At 67.0% G+C, this 13,973-nt stretch carries 19 protein-coding genes; 6 read left to right on the top strand and 13 right to left on the bottom strand.

Annotated features, from left to right (window positions below; genetic code table 11):
- Window positions 1-38 precede the first annotated feature (38 nt).
- Genes PHA81_RS08965 through PHA81_RS08955 form a run of 3 tightly spaced genes read left to right on the top strand, consistent with a single transcriptional unit; the run spans window position 39 to window position 1,419 of the window.
- Window positions 39-227: a CbtB domain-containing protein gene (locus PHA81_RS08965; protein ID WP_005042255.1), complete on the top strand. Its 189-nt coding sequence runs from the start codon at window positions 39-41 to the stop codon at window positions 225-227.
- A complete protein-coding gene (locus PHA81_RS08960) occupies window positions 227-1,054 on the top strand; it encodes a CbtA family protein (RefSeq protein WP_005042254.1) in 828 nt (275 codons plus the stop codon). Before PHA81_RS08965 ends, PHA81_RS08960 begins: the two co-directional genes overlap by 1 nt.
- Complete coding sequence (locus tag PHA81_RS08955) at window positions 1,051-1,419, top strand: (2Fe-2S) ferredoxin domain-containing protein (protein WP_005042251.1); 369 nt, start codon at window positions 1,051-1,053, stop codon at window positions 1,417-1,419. The genes PHA81_RS08960 and PHA81_RS08955 overlap by 4 nt, the downstream gene beginning before the upstream one ends.
- A 54-nt stretch (window positions 1,420-1,473) precedes the next feature.
- Here PHA81_RS08955 and PHA81_RS08950 read toward each other — a convergent pair whose 3' ends face one another.
- From PHA81_RS08950 to cbiT, 11 genes are all read right to left on the bottom strand, one after another.
- The gene (locus PHA81_RS08950; protein ID WP_005042249.1) at window positions 1,474-2,727 is read right to left on the bottom strand and encodes a PQQ-binding-like beta-propeller repeat protein; all 1,254 of its coding nucleotides are present in this window, start codon (window positions 2,725-2,727) and stop codon (window positions 1,474-1,476) included.
- A complete protein-coding gene (locus PHA81_RS08945) occupies window positions 2,720-3,091 on the bottom strand; it encodes a DUF3209 family protein (protein WP_005042245.1) in 372 nt (123 codons plus the stop codon). The genes PHA81_RS08950 and PHA81_RS08945 overlap by 8 nt, the downstream gene beginning before the upstream one ends.
- A gap of 27 nt (window positions 3,092-3,118) precedes the next feature.
- Window positions 3,119-4,345, bottom strand: a complete 1,227-nt coding sequence (locus PHA81_RS08940) for a CbiX/SirB N-terminal domain-containing protein (RefSeq protein ID WP_005042243.1) — start codon at window positions 4,343-4,345, stop codon at window positions 3,119-3,121.
- The gene (locus tag PHA81_RS08935; RefSeq protein ID WP_005042240.1) at window positions 4,342-5,052 is read right to left on the bottom strand and encodes a hypothetical protein; all 711 of its coding nucleotides are present in this window, start codon (window positions 5,050-5,052) and stop codon (window positions 4,342-4,344) included. The genes PHA81_RS08940 and PHA81_RS08935 overlap by 4 nt, the downstream gene beginning before the upstream one ends.
- Entirely contained in the window at window positions 5,045-5,332 is a 288-nt protein-coding gene (locus PHA81_RS08930; protein ID WP_005042238.1) for a ferredoxin, read from the bottom strand. The genes PHA81_RS08935 and PHA81_RS08930 overlap by 8 nt, the downstream gene beginning before the upstream one ends.
- Window positions 5,322-6,314, bottom strand: coding sequence for a precorrin-3B C(17)-methyltransferase (cobJ, locus tag PHA81_RS08925; RefSeq protein ID WP_005042236.1), 993 nt, complete (start codon window positions 6,312-6,314; stop codon window positions 5,322-5,324). Before cobJ ends, PHA81_RS08930 begins: the two co-directional genes overlap by 11 nt.
- A 2-nt stretch (window positions 6,315-6,316) precedes the next feature.
- Entirely contained in the window at window positions 6,317-7,210 is an 894-nt protein-coding gene (locus PHA81_RS08920; protein ID WP_005042234.1) for an SAM-dependent methyltransferase, read from the bottom strand.
- A gap of 1 nt (window position 7,211) precedes the next feature.
- Window positions 7,212-8,225 (bottom strand): cobalt-precorrin 5A hydrolase, encoded by a 1,014-nt coding sequence (cbiG, locus tag PHA81_RS08915; RefSeq protein WP_005042232.1) that lies wholly within the window; start codon window positions 8,223-8,225, stop codon window positions 7,212-7,214.
- 261 nt (window positions 8,226-8,486) lie between these two features.
- Window positions 8,487-9,359 (bottom strand): SAM-dependent methyltransferase, encoded by an 873-nt coding sequence (locus PHA81_RS08910; RefSeq protein WP_005042229.1) that lies wholly within the window; start codon window positions 9,357-9,359, stop codon window positions 8,487-8,489.
- On the bottom strand, window positions 9,356-10,234 hold the full coding sequence (locus PHA81_RS08905; RefSeq protein ID WP_005042227.1) for a cobalt-factor II C(20)-methyltransferase: 879 nt from the start codon (window positions 10,232-10,234) through the stop codon (window positions 9,356-9,358). The genes PHA81_RS08910 and PHA81_RS08905 overlap by 4 nt, the downstream gene beginning before the upstream one ends.
- Window positions 10,231-10,806 (bottom strand): precorrin-6Y C5,15-methyltransferase (decarboxylating) subunit CbiT, encoded by a 576-nt coding sequence (cbiT, locus tag PHA81_RS08900; protein ID WP_005042224.1) that lies wholly within the window; start codon window positions 10,804-10,806, stop codon window positions 10,231-10,233. The genes PHA81_RS08905 and cbiT overlap by 4 nt, the downstream gene beginning before the upstream one ends.
- A 148-nt stretch (window positions 10,807-10,954) precedes the next feature.
- Here cbiT and PHA81_RS08895 point away from each other — a divergent pair, with 148 nt between their 5' ends.
- The gene (locus tag PHA81_RS08895; protein WP_005042222.1) at window positions 10,955-11,767 is read left to right on the top strand and encodes a MarR family transcriptional regulator; all 813 of its coding nucleotides are present in this window, start codon (window positions 10,955-10,957) and stop codon (window positions 11,765-11,767) included.
- Window positions 11,768-11,821: 54 nt separating this feature from the next.
- Here the strand turns inward: PHA81_RS08895 and PHA81_RS08890 are convergent, their stop codons facing one another.
- Window positions 11,822-12,178 (bottom strand): PadR family transcriptional regulator, encoded by a 357-nt coding sequence (locus PHA81_RS08890; protein ID WP_005042219.1) that lies wholly within the window; start codon window positions 12,176-12,178, stop codon window positions 11,822-11,824.
- 188 nt (window positions 12,179-12,366) lie between these two features.
- Here PHA81_RS08890 and PHA81_RS08885 point away from each other — a divergent pair, with 188 nt between their 5' ends.
- Window positions 12,367-12,900: an inorganic diphosphatase gene (locus PHA81_RS08885; protein WP_005042216.1), complete on the top strand. Its 534-nt coding sequence runs from the start codon at window positions 12,367-12,369 to the stop codon at window positions 12,898-12,900.
- 595 nt (window positions 12,901-13,495) lie between these two features.
- Here PHA81_RS08885 and PHA81_RS08880 read toward each other — a convergent pair.
- Window positions 13,496-13,708 (bottom strand): DUF2892 domain-containing protein, encoded by a 213-nt coding sequence (locus tag PHA81_RS08880; RefSeq protein ID WP_005042214.1) that lies wholly within the window; start codon window positions 13,706-13,708, stop codon window positions 13,496-13,498.
- An 81-nt stretch (window positions 13,709-13,789) separates the two neighbouring features.
- Here PHA81_RS08880 and PHA81_RS08875 point away from each other — a divergent pair, with 81 nt between their 5' ends.
- Entirely contained in the window at window positions 13,790-13,960 is a 171-nt protein-coding gene (locus tag PHA81_RS08875) for a hypothetical protein (RefSeq protein ID WP_162531014.1), read from the top strand.
- The last annotated feature ends 13 nt before the right edge of the window (window positions 13,961-13,973 follow it).

Below are 13,973 nucleotides of genomic sequence, written 5' to 3'. Positions count from 1 at the left end.
TTTACAATTTGAGTTGCCTCAGTACAAATGAGATTGGTATGGCTGCAACCAACGACACAGTTCACCGTCGTATCGAGCGTGCCAGGATCGAACTCACGTCGGCACGGGTCGCCGCCGGCCTCGCGGTGATCGCGGCCCTCGGGTTCACGCTGCTGTTCGTCCAGGAACCCACGGCTCACGACGCGCTCCACAACTTCCGTCACGCCGCCGGGATCACCTGTCACTGATGCTCACGGCGTACCTCCTCCGCGGTGCGAAGGCGGGTCTGATCGCAGGGCTCGCCTTCGGCCTCTTCATCGCGCTGGTCGGCAACCCGCTCGTGGGGCTCGCCGAGACGTTCGAGGGCGGCGATGCCGGCGGTCACGCCACAGAAGATCATGCGGGCGATGCGAGTGGCGATCACCACGAGGGCGGAGCGGGCAGCGCGGATGGCGCGGGCGGCGGCCATCACGCGAGCGCGGCGGTCTCGGCGCTCACCACGAAACTCGTCTCGATCGCCGGCGGGATCGGGTGGGGGCTGCTGTTCGGGATCGCTGGGTTCGGGCTCGCGTACTATTTCCTCGAACCCGCGATCCCCGGCACGGGCGCGACCAAGCAGTACCTCCTCGCAGCGGCCGGATTCGTCACCGTCTCGGGCGCTCCGTGGCTGGTTCTCCCGCCCCAGCCGCCAGGAGCCGAGCAGGCCCTGCCGACCGACACCCGACTGCTGTGGTACGCCGTCCTGCTGGTCGCCGGTGCCGGGGCGTGCCTGCTCGCGGGCGTCGCTTACAACCGGCTCCGGCGAATTCGGGGAACCGGCGTCGCGGTCGCCGGTGCAGCGGCGTCGTTCGCGGTGCTCGCGGTTCCCGTCCTGCTCGCGCCGGCGAACCCGGTTTCCGTCCCGGCCCCGGCCGATCTCGTGACCACGTTCCGTGGGCTCGTGGCTGCGAGCCAGGCGATGCTCTGGTTCGTGCTGGCCAGCGTCCACGCGTGGCTCGTGCGCTGCGAGGCCGACGCGTCGGCCGCCCCCGCCGAGCACGGTCCAACGCCGGAGTCGGTCGTGGTCGAATCATGAACCAGCGGACTGCGGACGTGCTCGACAACGGGTTCACCGATCACGTGCTGGTGTGTACGAACGACCGAACGTCGGAGTACGCCTGCTGTGCGGACGCGGGTGGAGCGGCCGTCCTCACGGCAGTCAAAGAGTGGCTCCGCGAGCGCGACGTCTTCTGGTCGCGGGTCCACGTTGCCGAGACGAGCTGTCTCGGACTCTGTAGCGCCGAGGGAACGGCGGTGGCGATCCACCCACGAAACCAGTGGTACTCGGACGTCACGCCCGACGACGTTCCCGAGCTCCTCGCTGCCGAGTTCGGAGAGGAGGCGACACGGCTGGGAACGAAAGACGCGATGGCCAGCGAGAATCGCTCGGTCGGCGACTGAGATTTTTCGGCCACTCGACTGTCGTATCCGATACCGAGCGGCGACCGAGAGGAGTTACGGCCCGCCAGCGTGGAGTCGGTACGCGCCGCGGCGCTGGCCCTCGTCGTGGTAGACGACCGGCTCCTCGACGGCCACGAACGCTCGTTCGTCGACCGCGGCCGCAGTGACGATCCCCTCGGCGTCGCGCTCCGCACAGCGACCCTTCCGTACGTCGAAAACACGCAGCGCGTGCGTCGCCGGGTCTCGCGTTCGGAACTGCTGTGCGCAGGGAACCGCGATCAGGTCGCCGGACGCCGCGATCTCGCCAGCGAACCCGCCGACCGACGCCGACCACACCCGTTCGCCCTCGGGCGAGTAGCCGAACGCGGTGTGTTCGTCGGGGTGGAGCGACGCGGTTTCGCGTCCCTCTTCGGGGTAGGTGTTCCCGGTGACGAAGACGCAGCCTTCGGGGGTCGCGTGGACGTGGTTCGGGTAGGCGTAGAGCGTCTCGTCGTCGATTTTCGTCAGCGTGGCGAGATCGACCGACCACCGCTCCGCGCCGCCCGCACCAAGCCGGTAGCCACGGTAGTCGCCGTGGCTGGCGACCGCGACGCCCGTTTCGAGCAACGATACGTCGCCGACGCGGCGCTGGCCGGCGGTTCCAGGATCCCACTGCCACTGCACCGCGCCGGTCTCGGCGTCGAGAACGACTACGCCGTGCTGGTGGTCGCCCGGACAGCGGTTGTACGCGACGGCGACGCGGCCGTCTCGTCGATCCGCCCCATCATCTGCGTCGAGGCTAATCGGCGATGCGTCGGTTTCGTACGTCCACGCGATGTCGCCGGTCTCCTCGAAGGCGTAGACCACGCTCCGGAACGAGCGGTCGTCGCCGTCGCGCTCGTAACGCCGCGCGGCGACGTACAGCCGCTCCCCGCAGACCGCGAGGTCGGCGACGAACGGCAGGAAAAACCGGCTCCGTTTCTGGGGTGCGCCGACGTCGTCCGCCGTGTCGTATCGCCAGCGCACGCTACCGGTCGCGACATCGTAGAGCCGAACCCCGCCGTCCGGGCCGCGCTCGCCGACGGCGACGCCGCCAGCGAATCCAACCGCCGCGACGACGCTCGTTTCGTCGTTCGTTCCCTCGGCGAACCAGCGTTCGTCGAGGGTTGTTCGATCGTACGCACGGACATCCCCCACCGCCGTGCCGGCAACGAGCAGGTCCTCGGTCAGCGCCACGGCCGAGCGCCGGCCAGCGTGGCGCGACCGCGCCGGCTCGATGTCGCCGAGGGGGACAGTCGTGGTATCGGTCGTCACGTCCGAACTACTCATCCGCCGGGAACGCCTCGTGGAGGAGATCGTGTGCGTCGCCGAGCCCGTCAAGGACGCTCTCGCCCTGATCGGTCAGCCGGTGGACGGCACGCTCGCCGTCCCGGACGGCGACGAGTCGCCCGCGGAGGTAGTCGTATTCGGGGTCGTTCTCGTCGGTGGTGGCGATCTCTTCTTCGAGATCGACGAGCGCTGCATCGAGATGGCGCTCGATACCTGAGAGGGTTTCGGCGTTCGCAAGCCCCTCGATGGGGCCGTCGAGATGGCCCTCCAGCTCCTGTTCGGCGTGGTCGCGAGCGGTTCGGTCCTCTGTGCCGAGGACGTTCATGAGTCCGAGTCGGAGTGCTTCGAGTTCGTGACAAGTCATGTGTGGTAATGTGGATTTAGTTGGGCGTCACAGCGTCTGATCGACGAGATCGCTCACGATGCGCTCGCGGTCGAGATGCGAGGAGACGATGCGGTCGGCGTCGCTCTCGTCGACGCCGCCGTACCAGACGCCGTCGGGGTAGACCGCGACCATCGGGCCGTCGCCGCATCGGCCGAGACACGACGAGCGGGTGATTCGGGCGTCGCAGGCTGCGGAGTCGCGGGCCGCCTGTCGGAGCCGTTCGAGCACCGCGGGCGCGCCGTCGGCGGCGCAGGTCTGGTTCGTACAGACCGCGACGTGTTTTGCGGGCGCGTCGTGGGCGTGGGGATCGTCGTCGACGCTCTCGCGGTCGGCGTGGGATTCCTGGTGGGTGAGCGCACGAAGCATCGCGCGCGCACCGCCGACGTCCTCCTCGTAGCCGTCGAGTTCGACTTTGTACTTGCAGGTGTCACACGACATCTCGACGCTGTCGGTTCGGGCCGCCTGCCACCGATCACAGAGCACGTCGAGCAACCGCGGATCGGTGCCGAGCGGGTCGCCGGCCGCCGCGTCGACGTAGGGGTACTCGGCGTCGAACTCCGCAGTACGGTCCCGGATCCGCTGGGTGAGCACGCCGTCACCGAGCATGTACGGCAGCACGACGATCGCGTCGGGGCGGTGTTTGGCGACTGCGTGAAGCGCCCCCGACAGCCGCGGTTCGGTGACACCGACGAAACACGCCTCGACCCGATCGAGCGCACGGCCCTCGTAGAGCAGCCGTGCCAGCTTGTGCACGTCGGCGTTGGCGTCGGGATCGCTGGACCCGCGCGCACAGAGCACGACCGCGACCTCCTCGGCCCCGCGATCCGCTTCCAACCCATCCTCCACCGCGGCAGCCCGATCGTCGAGCAGATCGACGATCGCGGGATGGACGCCGAGATGCGAGCCGTTGTGCAGCGTCAGATCGGGGTGTGCCGAGCGGGCACGTTCGACGGCGAGCGGTACGTCGTTTTTGACGTGGCTCGCGGCGAACAGCGAGAGCTGGACGACCGTAACTCGCGACACCGCCGGGGCGAGCCCCGCGATCGCCTCGTCGATCGACGGTGCGGCGAGTTCGAGAAAGCCGACGTCGACCGGGACGCCCAGTCGGTCTTCCATCCCACTGGCGAGCTCGCGGACCTGCTCGTTCGACTTCTCGCGCCGGGAGCCGTGACCGACCAGCAGTACCGCCTCGTCGTCGAGTCCTGCGGGGGCGGCCTGCGCGCTCGCGGTCATCCCGAGAGCTCTCCGACGTCGCCGCCGGTTGCGCGTTCGACGCTCCGGCGGAGCTTCCGGCGTCGATTCTCGGAGTAGAGTCCCGACACGTCGCTCCCGGCGTACACCCACTGGGCGAATCCGGCGACATCGGCGTCGTCCGCCAGCCCGAACCAGTACCCGCCCGAGGAGCTTTTGGCGAGGTCGTCGGTCGGAACGTGTGGATCGGCGGCGTCGAGGAGCGAGCGGACCGTTTCGAGCAGGCGCTCGTCGTCGTGGACGAACGAGATTCCGACCCTCCCCGCTGACTCCCGGAAGCAGACGGTGCCGCAGGCTTCGAGCAGCCCCCGAACGAGCGGCGCGCGGTGGTCGGCGAACGCGTCGAATCGGTAGCCGCCGGCCTGGCCGTCGATCGGGAGTCCGAGTGCCGCGCTGGCGCGCTCGGCGGGCGCGCCGATCACCTGGAGTTCGTACTCGTCCTCGTATCGGACGATCGACGCGTCGTGGGCCGATTCGCGCGCCGCGACCCGGTGGTCGGTTCGGTTCGCGCCCGCGACCGCCGCCAGCGCGTCGGCCGCGGTGTCGTCGCCCGCGCGCACGGTCACACTGTTGCGAGAGAGGTCGCCGTCGCCCGCGACCCGGCCCCAGAAGTACGCCGTCGCCGGCGACGCCGCGAGCAGGTCCGTGGCGGGGGCCGGCGTCGCCGCCCCTTCCTCGGTGTCACTCATCGTCGGCCTCCGTCGTGTCGGTTCCTCCGTCGGTTCCGCTCACGCTGATCGCATCGACCGGACAGGCACGGGCGGCCTGTCGGGCAGCGTCGATGCGGTCGTCATCGAACGTCGCGACGAGGGCCGTCTCCGCCGTCCGCTCGCTCGCCACGCTGTCGTCCGAGGCCTCGATCGTCGCCAGTCCATCAGTGGCCTCGACGAAACGGTCGTCGCGGACGAGACAGGCGAAGATGCCGTCACACCGCTCCCGGTCGAGACGGATCTCGTACTCAGTAGTCATACTTCGACTCGTAGCCCCGTGGGGTGACCATTCGGTCGTCCCAGACGTACGTCTCCTCGTTGCCGACGAGGAGCGTCGTCGTCATGTCGATCAGATCTGTCTCGCCGAGCTCTTCGAGCTCATTCAGTTCAACGATCTCGGCCGCCTCGTCGTCTCGGCTCGCACCGTGGACGACCCCGACCGGCGTCGACGGATCGCGGTGTTCGAGCAGGATCTCACAGCACGTCTCGAAGTTCTCTCGGCGCTTGCGGCTCCACGGGTTGTAGATCGCGATGGTGAACCCCTCTGCGGCGACCGCGTGGAGCCGCGACTCGATGGTGTCCATCGACGTCAAGTGATCCGACAGCGAAACGCTCACCGTGTCGTTCACCAGGGGTGCGCCGACGCGCGCGGCGCAGGACTGGGCGGCGGGCACGCCGGGCACGACGTCGAACTCGACCATCGAGGCGGTCGCACCCTTCGATTCGAGGATCTCGAGCGCGAGGCCGGCGAGCGCGTAGACGTTCGGATCGCCGCTCCCGATGATGGCGACCGCGTTGCCCGCGAGCGCGCGATCGACCGCCTCCTCGGTCCGGGAGACTTCGCCGCACATCGGCGTCGAGTGGATGTCGTCGGCGTTCTCGGTGATACCGTCGGGCAGCAGATCGACGTAGGTGGTGTAGCCCACGATGTGCTCGGCGTCGGCGAGCGCCGCTTTCGCGCGACTCGTCATTCCCTCGGGTTCGCCAGGGCCGAGACCGACGGCGATCAGTCTGCCCGGATCGGCGTCGAAGTCTTCGACCGTCGATCCCACCTTCTCGTCGGTCGTGTCTCCTTTCGAACTACCACAGCTCGAAGCGGATTCGTCCGTATCGGCTGCGCCGCATCCGGACTCCGTCGTCGAACTCGACGCCCCGCACTCACTCTCGGCGCTTGCCGTGGTGGTTTCCGCGTCTGTGCTCGCGTCGGTTTCGGTCGTCTCGGTGGTGTCGTCAGTGCTCATGGTCAGAAATCGTCGACGTCACGCCCGCCGCGCGGGGTGACGAGGTACTCGTCGAAATCGTTCTCCCAGACCGCCGTCTCGTGATTGCCGACGAGGATCGAGGTCCCCATCCCGCCGACCTCGTCGTCGTGGTCGGTCGCCGCGCCGAGCGTCGTGATGGTGTGGGTCTCGTCCTCCAAATTCCGGCCGGCGTCGCCTCGGCCGGCGTCGTTGAAGATCCCCACCGGGACGTCGTCGCTCCGCTCCTCACGGAGTACGTCGATCGCGCGCTCGTAGTCGCGCCAGCAGTTGTACAGCACGATCACGAACCCGCTGATGGCGGCTGCGCGGAGCTTCTCGGCGATCTCGTCCCACCCGCGCCACTTGTCCGAAAGCGAGATCGTGCAGAAGTCGTTCGAGAGGGGCGCGCCGAGGTTCGCCGCGCCGCCGAGCGCAGCCGTCACGCCCGGCACGACCTCGATCGGGATATCCGTCGCCCCCTCCGCTTCGGCCATCGTGAACAGCAAGTCGCTCTTACCGTAGACGTTCGGATCGCCGCCGGAGACGTGGGCGACGTCCTCGCCGTCGCGGACCCGCTCGAACGCCTCGCGCGCGAGTTCGATCTGCTGGCCCATCGACGACCGGACGAGCGTCTGGCGGGTCCCGTTCGGTCGTTCGAGCACCGTCGCCCCGTCGTCACCGGCGGCAGTACCGCCGTCGGTGGCCGCAGCGACCGCGGCATCCTCTGGCGGCAGCGTGCCGTCCCGGCGCAGGAACGCCTGGTAGAGATTCGAGGCGATCACGCAGTCGGCGGTGGCGATCACGTCTTTCGCACGCTGAGTCATCGCGTGCGGAAGACCTGGGCCGATACCGACGACGGAGAGCGTCCCGAGATCGTCGTCGTTCGTCGCAGCCATCTCAGCGCCCCACCGCCACGGTCACGGCGTCGTCGAACCGCTCTTTTTCGCGCGCGAGTTCGTGGTCACGGCCACCGGCGATCGCCGACGCTTCCGCGATCCCCGGCCACCCGATCAGCTCCTTCGATCGGGAGGGTGAGGGCCCCTCGAACCCCTCTAAGGTCTCTTTCTCGAAGAGGACGACTCCCGCTCCGATCTCCTGGGCGGCCACGTAGAGCCCCTCCTCGCCCTCCTTCCGGGTGCCGGTCGCGACGAAGTCGACATCGTCGAAACTCAACCCGAGATCGAGGTCGTCGAGAGCAGCCTCCCACGCGCCGAGGACTTGTTCCTTCTGCACGCCGGAGACAGTTCCTGTCCCGAGCACGACGCCCGTGTCGCCGTTGCGTTTGAGAACGGTGACGTCGTCGCCGACGAGGACTGCCTGGGGGCCGTCGAGTCGGGCGACAGGACCGAGATCGTCGTTCAGCACTGCGAGGTTGGTCGCCACCGTCGAGTCGCCGTTGACGACGTGGGCGTCGAGCGCCTTCGCCTTGCTCTCGACACCCTGCTCGCCCGCCGCTTCGCTCGCGGTCGTCATCGCCGGAACGGCACCCAACTCCGCGAGATCGCCCGCGACCTGGTTCGCGCCGTGGTGGCCGCCGGTGATCGGGATCGCCCACGTCAACTCCTCGTCGACGACCACGATCGCGGGATCGTCCCACTTGCTGTCGAGCAGCGGCGCGGTCTTGCGCATCGCGATGCCCGAGGCCATCAACCCCACGAAACAGTCGTACTCGCCCCAGTGCTCTTCGAAGACGTCGCCGTGGTACTCGATGATGTCGACCGAGTCGTACGCCTCGCCGATGCCCGCCGCGATCTCGCGGGCGGTGTCGAGCTTGCGCTCGAAACTCACGATCGCGATCTCCTCGGCCACCTCGCCATCCGAATCCGGTGTGGAGCAGTGGCCGCTCGATCCGTTCGATTCCTCTCGTTCGCTCGTTTCGCTCGAATCCGTGTCGTTGGTGTCGGTACTCATGATTCAGTATTGATCTGTCTGTGGATCATCGCGCGTGACTGCTGGCCGACCAGCCGCAGGGGTGGGAATGAAAGTGGCCGGTCTCTCGACGACGGCCGACGACGCAAGCACCGAAGGCGAGCGGCGCGTGGCCGATCGAAGGGAGGCCACGGTCTGCGCGAGCGGCGTCGCCGCGAGCCGTGAGCCGAGGCGCGCAGCGAGCCGCCCGAGTCGAGAGCGCGGGGGCTTTCTACACGTTTTGGGGAGTGTTGCCGTCGCATCTCAGTCGTCCGCCTCGCTCTCGCTTTCATCCGCGCCCCGGTTCGCCCAGTCGCCGTAGAGATAGGAGCGCTCGTAGCCTGCTCCCGTCGCCGCGTCGCCGATGACGACCATCGCCGAGGCTCGATAGCCCGCCGCCGCGACTTTCTCGCCGATGGTCCCGATCGTGCCCTCGATGATGTCCTCGTCGGGCCACGAGGCGTGATAGACGACGGTCACCGGCGTGTCGGGGTCGTGGCCCGTCTCGACCAGGCGGTCCATCGTCTCGGCGATCGCGTGGGTACCGAGATAGATGCAGGTCGTGACGTCGCCCATTTCGACGAACTCGCCGATGTGGTCCTCGTCGGGATCGAGGGTCTCGCCCCGCGGCCGGGTGAACGCGACGTGGTTCGCCACGCCATTCAGGGTGAGCTGGGTCCGGAGCGTCGCGCTCGCCGCGAACGCCGACGTGACGCCCGGCACGAGGTAGGTTGGCACATCCTCGTGTTCGAGCGCGTCCATCTGTTCGAGGGCCGCACCGTAGATCGCGGGATCGCCGCTGTGAAGCCGGACGACGCTTCGTCCGGCCTCGTGGGCGTCGCGCATGAGCGGAATCAGCTCCTCCAGATCTTTTCCGATGCTCGACACCTGCTCGGCGTCCGCACAGTACGCATCGAGGAGTTCGCTGTTAACGAGCGAGCCCGCGTGGACAACGAGGTCGGCAGCCTCGACCAACTTTCGGCCGGTGACCGTCAGCAGGCCGGGATCGCCCGGCCCGGCTCCGATGAACGGGATGCCGTCCTGAATCTCGCCGGCGGTTCGCTCGGTGATCCGCGGATCGCGCTCCGTCTCGCGGACGGCCCCCGCCGCATCGATCGCGTCCTGGGGATCGGTCATCGGGAGCGGACCTCCGGCGTCTCGTCGCCACAGCCCTCGCCCTCGGCACACTCCGCGACGGCGACGCCCTCTGTTCCGTCGCTGTCGGTCGTTCCGGCCCGGTCGTCCGCCGCCGTTCGACTCGGTTCGTCCGACTCGTCGTCGCTGGCTTCCGTTCTCGATTCCATCTCGGGAGCGCCAGCCGACTCCTCCGCCTCGAACGCGGCGGTCGCCGGTGTGACGTCGAGGTCGCGCTTCTCGGCGTAGGCCAGGGTGTAGTAGTCCCGCTCGGCGATCGTGTCGGGATCGTCGGTCACGATGGTCTCGCCCTGCTCCATGAACAGCCGGCGGCCGTACACCACGTCGTAGCCCGCCTCGCGGAGTCCCTCGTGGGTCGTTGGCGCGTCGGTGACTTTGAACAAAACCATTCGATCGGGACCGGTCGGGGCCGCGCCGCGGGCGGCCTCACGGAGCGCGAGGCTCGCGCCCGACGATATCTCGACACCGAGCGCGGTCGCGAAGGCGGTGACCGCGCTCACGCCGGGCACGATCTCGATCCCGACATCCGGATGAAACGCCGCGAGCGTCCGTCGGAGATGGCCGAACGTCGAGTAGACGTTGGGATCGCCGAGCGTGACGAAGGCGGCCGTCCCGTCGCGCGCCCGCGGCGCGATCTCCGCGGCGGCCTCGCGCCAGGCTCGCCGGAGTTCGTCCTCGTCGCGGGTCATCGGGAAGTCGAGATCGCCGATGCGATCTTCGGGAACGTGCTCGATCGCCACCGACCGCGAGAGGCGACCGGGCGAGTAGACCACGTCGGTCGTTTCGAGCACGCGCTTGCCGCGGAGCGTGACGAGATCCGCCTCGCCGGGGCCGAGACCGACGCCATAGAGGCTCATGGCGCGCCTCCATCGGTGGTATCGTCGGCGTCGCTGGCCCCGCCAACCAGCATATACACCGGGTTCTGGGAATCGAAACTCGTCGCGCCAGCGAGCTCGTACCCGTGGCTCACCTGGAACTGGACGACTTCGTCGAGGAGGTCGCGCTCGCGGAACGCCGCGGTGGCTGCCCCGGCGACTTCGAGCCGGGAGACGTTCATCACGATCCGGTCGACGCCGGTCGCGACGGCGTGATCGAGTACGGCCTCGTAGTTCCGGCTGCCGCCGAGAAACAGCGCGTCGGCGTCTTCGGGCAGGCCATCGGGCGCTTCGGCTTCGCGGAGTTCGACGTCCGCGGTAACGTCGTTGGCCGCGAGGTTTCTTTCCGTAACCGCCAAGCGTTCGGGCTTGCGTTCGAGCGCGGTGATCCGGCCCGCGCGCCGTGCCGCCGCGATGGTGACGGCCCCGGTACACGACCCGACTTCGACGAAGTGATCCGTCGGCGTCAGGCCGAGTTTGCCGAGCAGCACGGCCCGTACCTCCGATTTGGTCGGGCCAGCTTTCGCGTCGTGAGGGAGCGCTACACGCGACATCACCGAAGACAACTCCGGTGAGTAGTAAAACAATTTTGGTTGTTTTAATGCAAGTAGTATTTCTTCAGACGGCGAAAATCCCGCCTCGGATACAATCGTGCCCGGAGTACACCAAAACTACTTGCGTTCGCGGTACACACCACCGACGATGACGAACGCGGGCGACGCCGGGGACGTGGGGGTGCTCCGGAGCAAGCGCAACGCCACCCGGTATCGAATTCTCACGGGGATCGCCGAGCGCCAGCCGGCGGTCAGCCAGCGCGAGGTCGCCGACGCGATCGGCGTCACCTCTCAGGCCGTGAGCGACTACTTGAAGGACCTGATCGACCAGGGCTACGTCGAGAAACACGGTCGTGGGCGGTACGAGGTCACCAAGGAGGGCGTCGACTGGCTGTTGACTCGGACCGACGAGCTTCGGGAGTTCGTCAGCCACGTCTCCGAGGACGTCATCGAGGAGGTCGAGGTCGACACCGCGCTCGCCACGACCGCGATCGACGAGGGATCGACGGTCTCGCTCGCGATGGGCGACGGCGTGCTCCGGGCGACGGCGGGCGATGCGGGGAGCGCGACCGCGATCGCCGTCACCGACGCTGCGGCCGGCGAGGACGTCGGCGTGACGGATTTCACGGGTGTCCTCGACTACGACCTCGGGACGGTGACGGTGTTCTCAGTGCCACAGGTCCAGGACGGTGGCAGCACGACGCTCGATCCAGAGACGGTCGCCGATGCCGCTGCGGACCACGATCTGGTGGCGACGGCAGGGACCGAGGCGCTGGCCGCGACGCGGGCGGCGGACGTCGACCCCGACATCCGGTTCGGGACGGCGACCGCGGTCCGGGAAGCTGCCACGAAGGGACTCGACGTCTGTCTGATCGCGGTCGCGGATCAGCTGTCGGCCCACACCGGCGAGCTCCGCGACGGCAACGTGAGCTACGAGGTCGTCGACGCCGCGGAGCCGTAGCCGGCGCTCGCGAGCATCGTCACGCACCGCGAAAAATCGCCGTCGATGGCCGCCTCAGGCGTTGTCGTTGACGAGGTCGCGCACGGTGTCGGCGCGCCCGGCGTCGGTCACGAACTTCGAGAACGTCCAGTCGAGCTTGTCGACGACGACCTCGTAGCCCGCGTCGGTGAGCTCGTACTGGTTGGTTCGCTTGTCGAGTTCGCTCTTGGCGACCAGATCCAGCTCCACGAGGTCGTCGAGGTTGGGGTAGAGTCGCCCGTGGTTGACCTCCGAGTCGTAGTACTCTTCGAGCTGGCGCTTGATCGCCAGGCCGTACATCGGCTCGTCGGAAAGGATGACGAGGATGTTTTGTTGAAAAGCCGTCAAGTCGCGTGCGATACTTCGGTCCGGTGCCGCTTGTGCCTCTGACATCGCACCGTGATATGTCATCAGTCTATTTAATAGTTTGCAACTTCATCCGGGAATACGGTGGGTTTAGTGGCTGACACCACCATAACCAACGAATACCACCGGAAGATTCGGCCGATTCTACAGCGGGATACTCACTGTTGACGGGCGAATAGAAAATATTTTTTGGCTGCCTCCTGGAGATCCGGTCGATGACGAACCTCTGGGAAGACCTCGAAACGGGCCCCGATCCGCCCGAGGAGATCTACGCGGTCGTAGAGTGTCTCAAGGGCGAGCGCAACAAGTACGAGTACGACAAGGACGTGCCGGGCGTCGTCCTCGATCGCGTGCTCCACTCGAACGTCCACTACCCCTCGGATTACGGGTTCATCCCGCAGAGCTACTACGACGACGAGGACCCCTTCGACGTCATGGTGCTGGTTGAGGATCAAACCTTCCCCGGCTGCATCGTCGAGGCCCGCCCCGTGGCGCTGATGCGGATGGACGACGACGGCGAACAGGACGACAAGGTCATCGCCGTTCCGAGCGAGGACCCCCGCTACGACCACATCGAGGACTTGGAGGACATTCCTCAGCAACAGCTCGACGAGATCGACGAGTTCTTCGAGACGTACAAGAACTTGGAGGAAGGGAAGGAAGTCGAGACACAGGGCTGGGAGGATCGCCAGGCGGCCTACGACGCGATCGAACACGCCCAGGACCTCTACGCCGAACAGTTCGGCTGAGACCGACAATCCTGTCTCCTGCTGAGTCATAGCGAGATATGAACAACAGCGATTTCGTCAAGGCATGGGTCCTTGCAGCAGCGGGCGTTCTCATCTCAACCACGAGAGAGATCGATCGTTTTTGGTCAGCGATCCCGGAAACCGGTCACGTTCCGCTGCTTCTATTCGCTATGTTGTTGTGTCTTTCTTCAATGTATTATTGGTACAATGTATACCGCTCGACGTGACAGTTTCTCGTGGAGAAATGCGTTCATACCCGGCAACTCATTCGATCTTCGAGGATCGACGCGAACCCCAAGACAAGGCTGTGGTCCGAATCCTGCGGCGGCACCGTCGAAAGTCAATCAGAAATGATAACTCCGACGATGTCTGTGGTGCTACATCCGATACAAATGAGAGCCACACCCTCCCCAGCCGATTCCTTCGCTCGGCGGCTCTCACTTCGTTCGTGCCGCCTGTCGCTCAGTCATCCACCGTCAGAGCGAAGCTCTGACGAGCCTGCGTTCGCTTCGCTCACGCAGACCTCGCACGAGAGTTGCGCGCCGATGAACGGCGTGCAGCCGCGCGCCACCGCGAAGTCAAGTTCTCGGGGCTGTCACTCCCGCGGACAGGTGTCGATGCCGAGCAGCTTGTTCAGTCCACAGCGCGCCGTAGCGAAGTTGAACAGCAGCCCGGCGCTCCCGAGTGCTACGGCGACCGCCGTCGAGCGCCGGCCAGCACGAAACGCACCGAACGCGACCGCGACGAGGCACGCACCCAGCACGCCGCGAGCGATCCGATCGAGACCACCGACGTTTCGTTCGAACATACTCTGCCAACGAGTTCCGGCGACGAAAATCCTCGTATTCCTCACGGTTATGCCGGGGGCCGCGGCGAATGTGTTAGAATTATGGGTAATCTTTTGGGTGCGGGAGTCGTAGCGATGGTCGTGATGGCCGCAAAACGTCCCGCTGCCGGCTTGCATCACCTCACGGTGGTCCCCGAGAACCTCGCGGTCGACGACACGGACGACGGGACAGCGCGCTGTCCGGCCTGTGGACAGCCGCTTGGCGAGCACTGACGGTCGGCGTGTT

It is taken from the genome of Halococcus sp. PRR34 (assembly GCF_028617175.1).
GTDB classification, from domain to species: Archaea; Halobacteriota; Halobacteria; order Halobacteriales; family Halococcaceae; genus Halococcus; species Halococcus salifodinae.
This window is presented reverse-complemented; position numbering and strand designations above follow the sequence as displayed.

Bases quoted from the DNA above. Each gene is read 5' to 3' on its own strand.
- PHA81_RS08935 (WP_005042240.1), bottom strand. From the start codon at position 5,052: ATGAGTGACACCGAGGAAGGGGCGGCGACGCCGGCCCCCGCCACGGAC.
- PHA81_RS08920 (WP_005042234.1), bottom strand. From the start codon at position 7,210: ATGGCTGCGACGAACGACGACGATCTCGGGACGCTCTCCGTCGTCGGT.
- cbiT (WP_005042224.1), bottom strand. From the start codon at position 10,806: ATGTCGCGTGTAGCGCTCCCTCACGACGCGAAAGCTGGCCCGACCAAA.
- PHA81_RS08875 (WP_162531014.1), top strand. From the start codon at position 13,790: ATGGGTAATCTTTTGGGTGCGGGAGTCGTAGCGATGGTCGTGATGGCC.
- PHA81_RS08880 (WP_005042214.1), bottom strand. From the start codon at position 13,708: ATGTTCGAACGAAACGTCGGTGGTCTCGATCGGATCGCTCGCGGCGTG.
- PHA81_RS08930 (WP_005042238.1), bottom strand. From the start codon at position 5,332: ATGACTACTGAGTACGAGATCCGTCTCGACCGGGAGCGGTGTGACGGC.
- PHA81_RS08945 (WP_005042245.1), bottom strand. From the start codon at position 3,091: ATGACTTGTCACGAACTCGAAGCACTCCGACTCGGACTCATGAACGTC.
- PHA81_RS08895 (WP_005042222.1), top strand. From the start codon at position 10,955: ATGACGAACGCGGGCGACGCCGGGGACGTGGGGGTGCTCCGGAGCAAG.
- PHA81_RS08885 (WP_005042216.1), top strand. From the start codon at position 12,367: ATGACGAACCTCTGGGAAGACCTCGAAACGGGCCCCGATCCGCCCGAG.
- PHA81_RS08955 (WP_005042251.1), top strand. From the start codon at position 1,051: ATGAACCAGCGGACTGCGGACGTGCTCGACAACGGGTTCACCGATCAC.
- PHA81_RS08950 (WP_005042249.1), bottom strand. From the start codon at position 2,727: ATGAGTAGTTCGGACGTGACGACCGATACCACGACTGTCCCCCTCGGC.
- cbiG (WP_005042232.1), bottom strand. From the start codon at position 8,225: ATGAGTACCGACACCAACGACACGGATTCGAGCGAAACGAGCGAACGA.
- PHA81_RS08960 (WP_005042254.1), top strand. From the start codon at position 227: ATGCTCACGGCGTACCTCCTCCGCGGTGCGAAGGCGGGTCTGATCGCA.
- PHA81_RS08965 (WP_005042255.1), top strand. From the start codon at position 39: ATGGCTGCAACCAACGACACAGTTCACCGTCGTATCGAGCGTGCCAGG.
- PHA81_RS08940 (WP_005042243.1), bottom strand. From the start codon at position 4,345: ATGACCGCGAGCGCGCAGGCCGCCCCCGCAGGACTCGACGACGAGGCG.
- PHA81_RS08905 (WP_005042227.1), bottom strand. From the start codon at position 10,234: ATGAGCCTCTATGGCGTCGGTCTCGGCCCCGGCGAGGCGGATCTCGTC.
- PHA81_RS08910 (WP_005042229.1), bottom strand. From the start codon at position 9,359: ATGACCGATCCCCAGGACGCGATCGATGCGGCGGGGGCCGTCCGCGAG.
- cobJ (WP_005042236.1), bottom strand. From the start codon at position 6,314: ATGAGCACTGACGACACCACCGAGACGACCGAAACCGACGCGAGCACA.
- PHA81_RS08890 (WP_005042219.1), bottom strand. From the start codon at position 12,178: ATGTCAGAGGCACAAGCGGCACCGGACCGAAGTATCGCACGCGACTTG.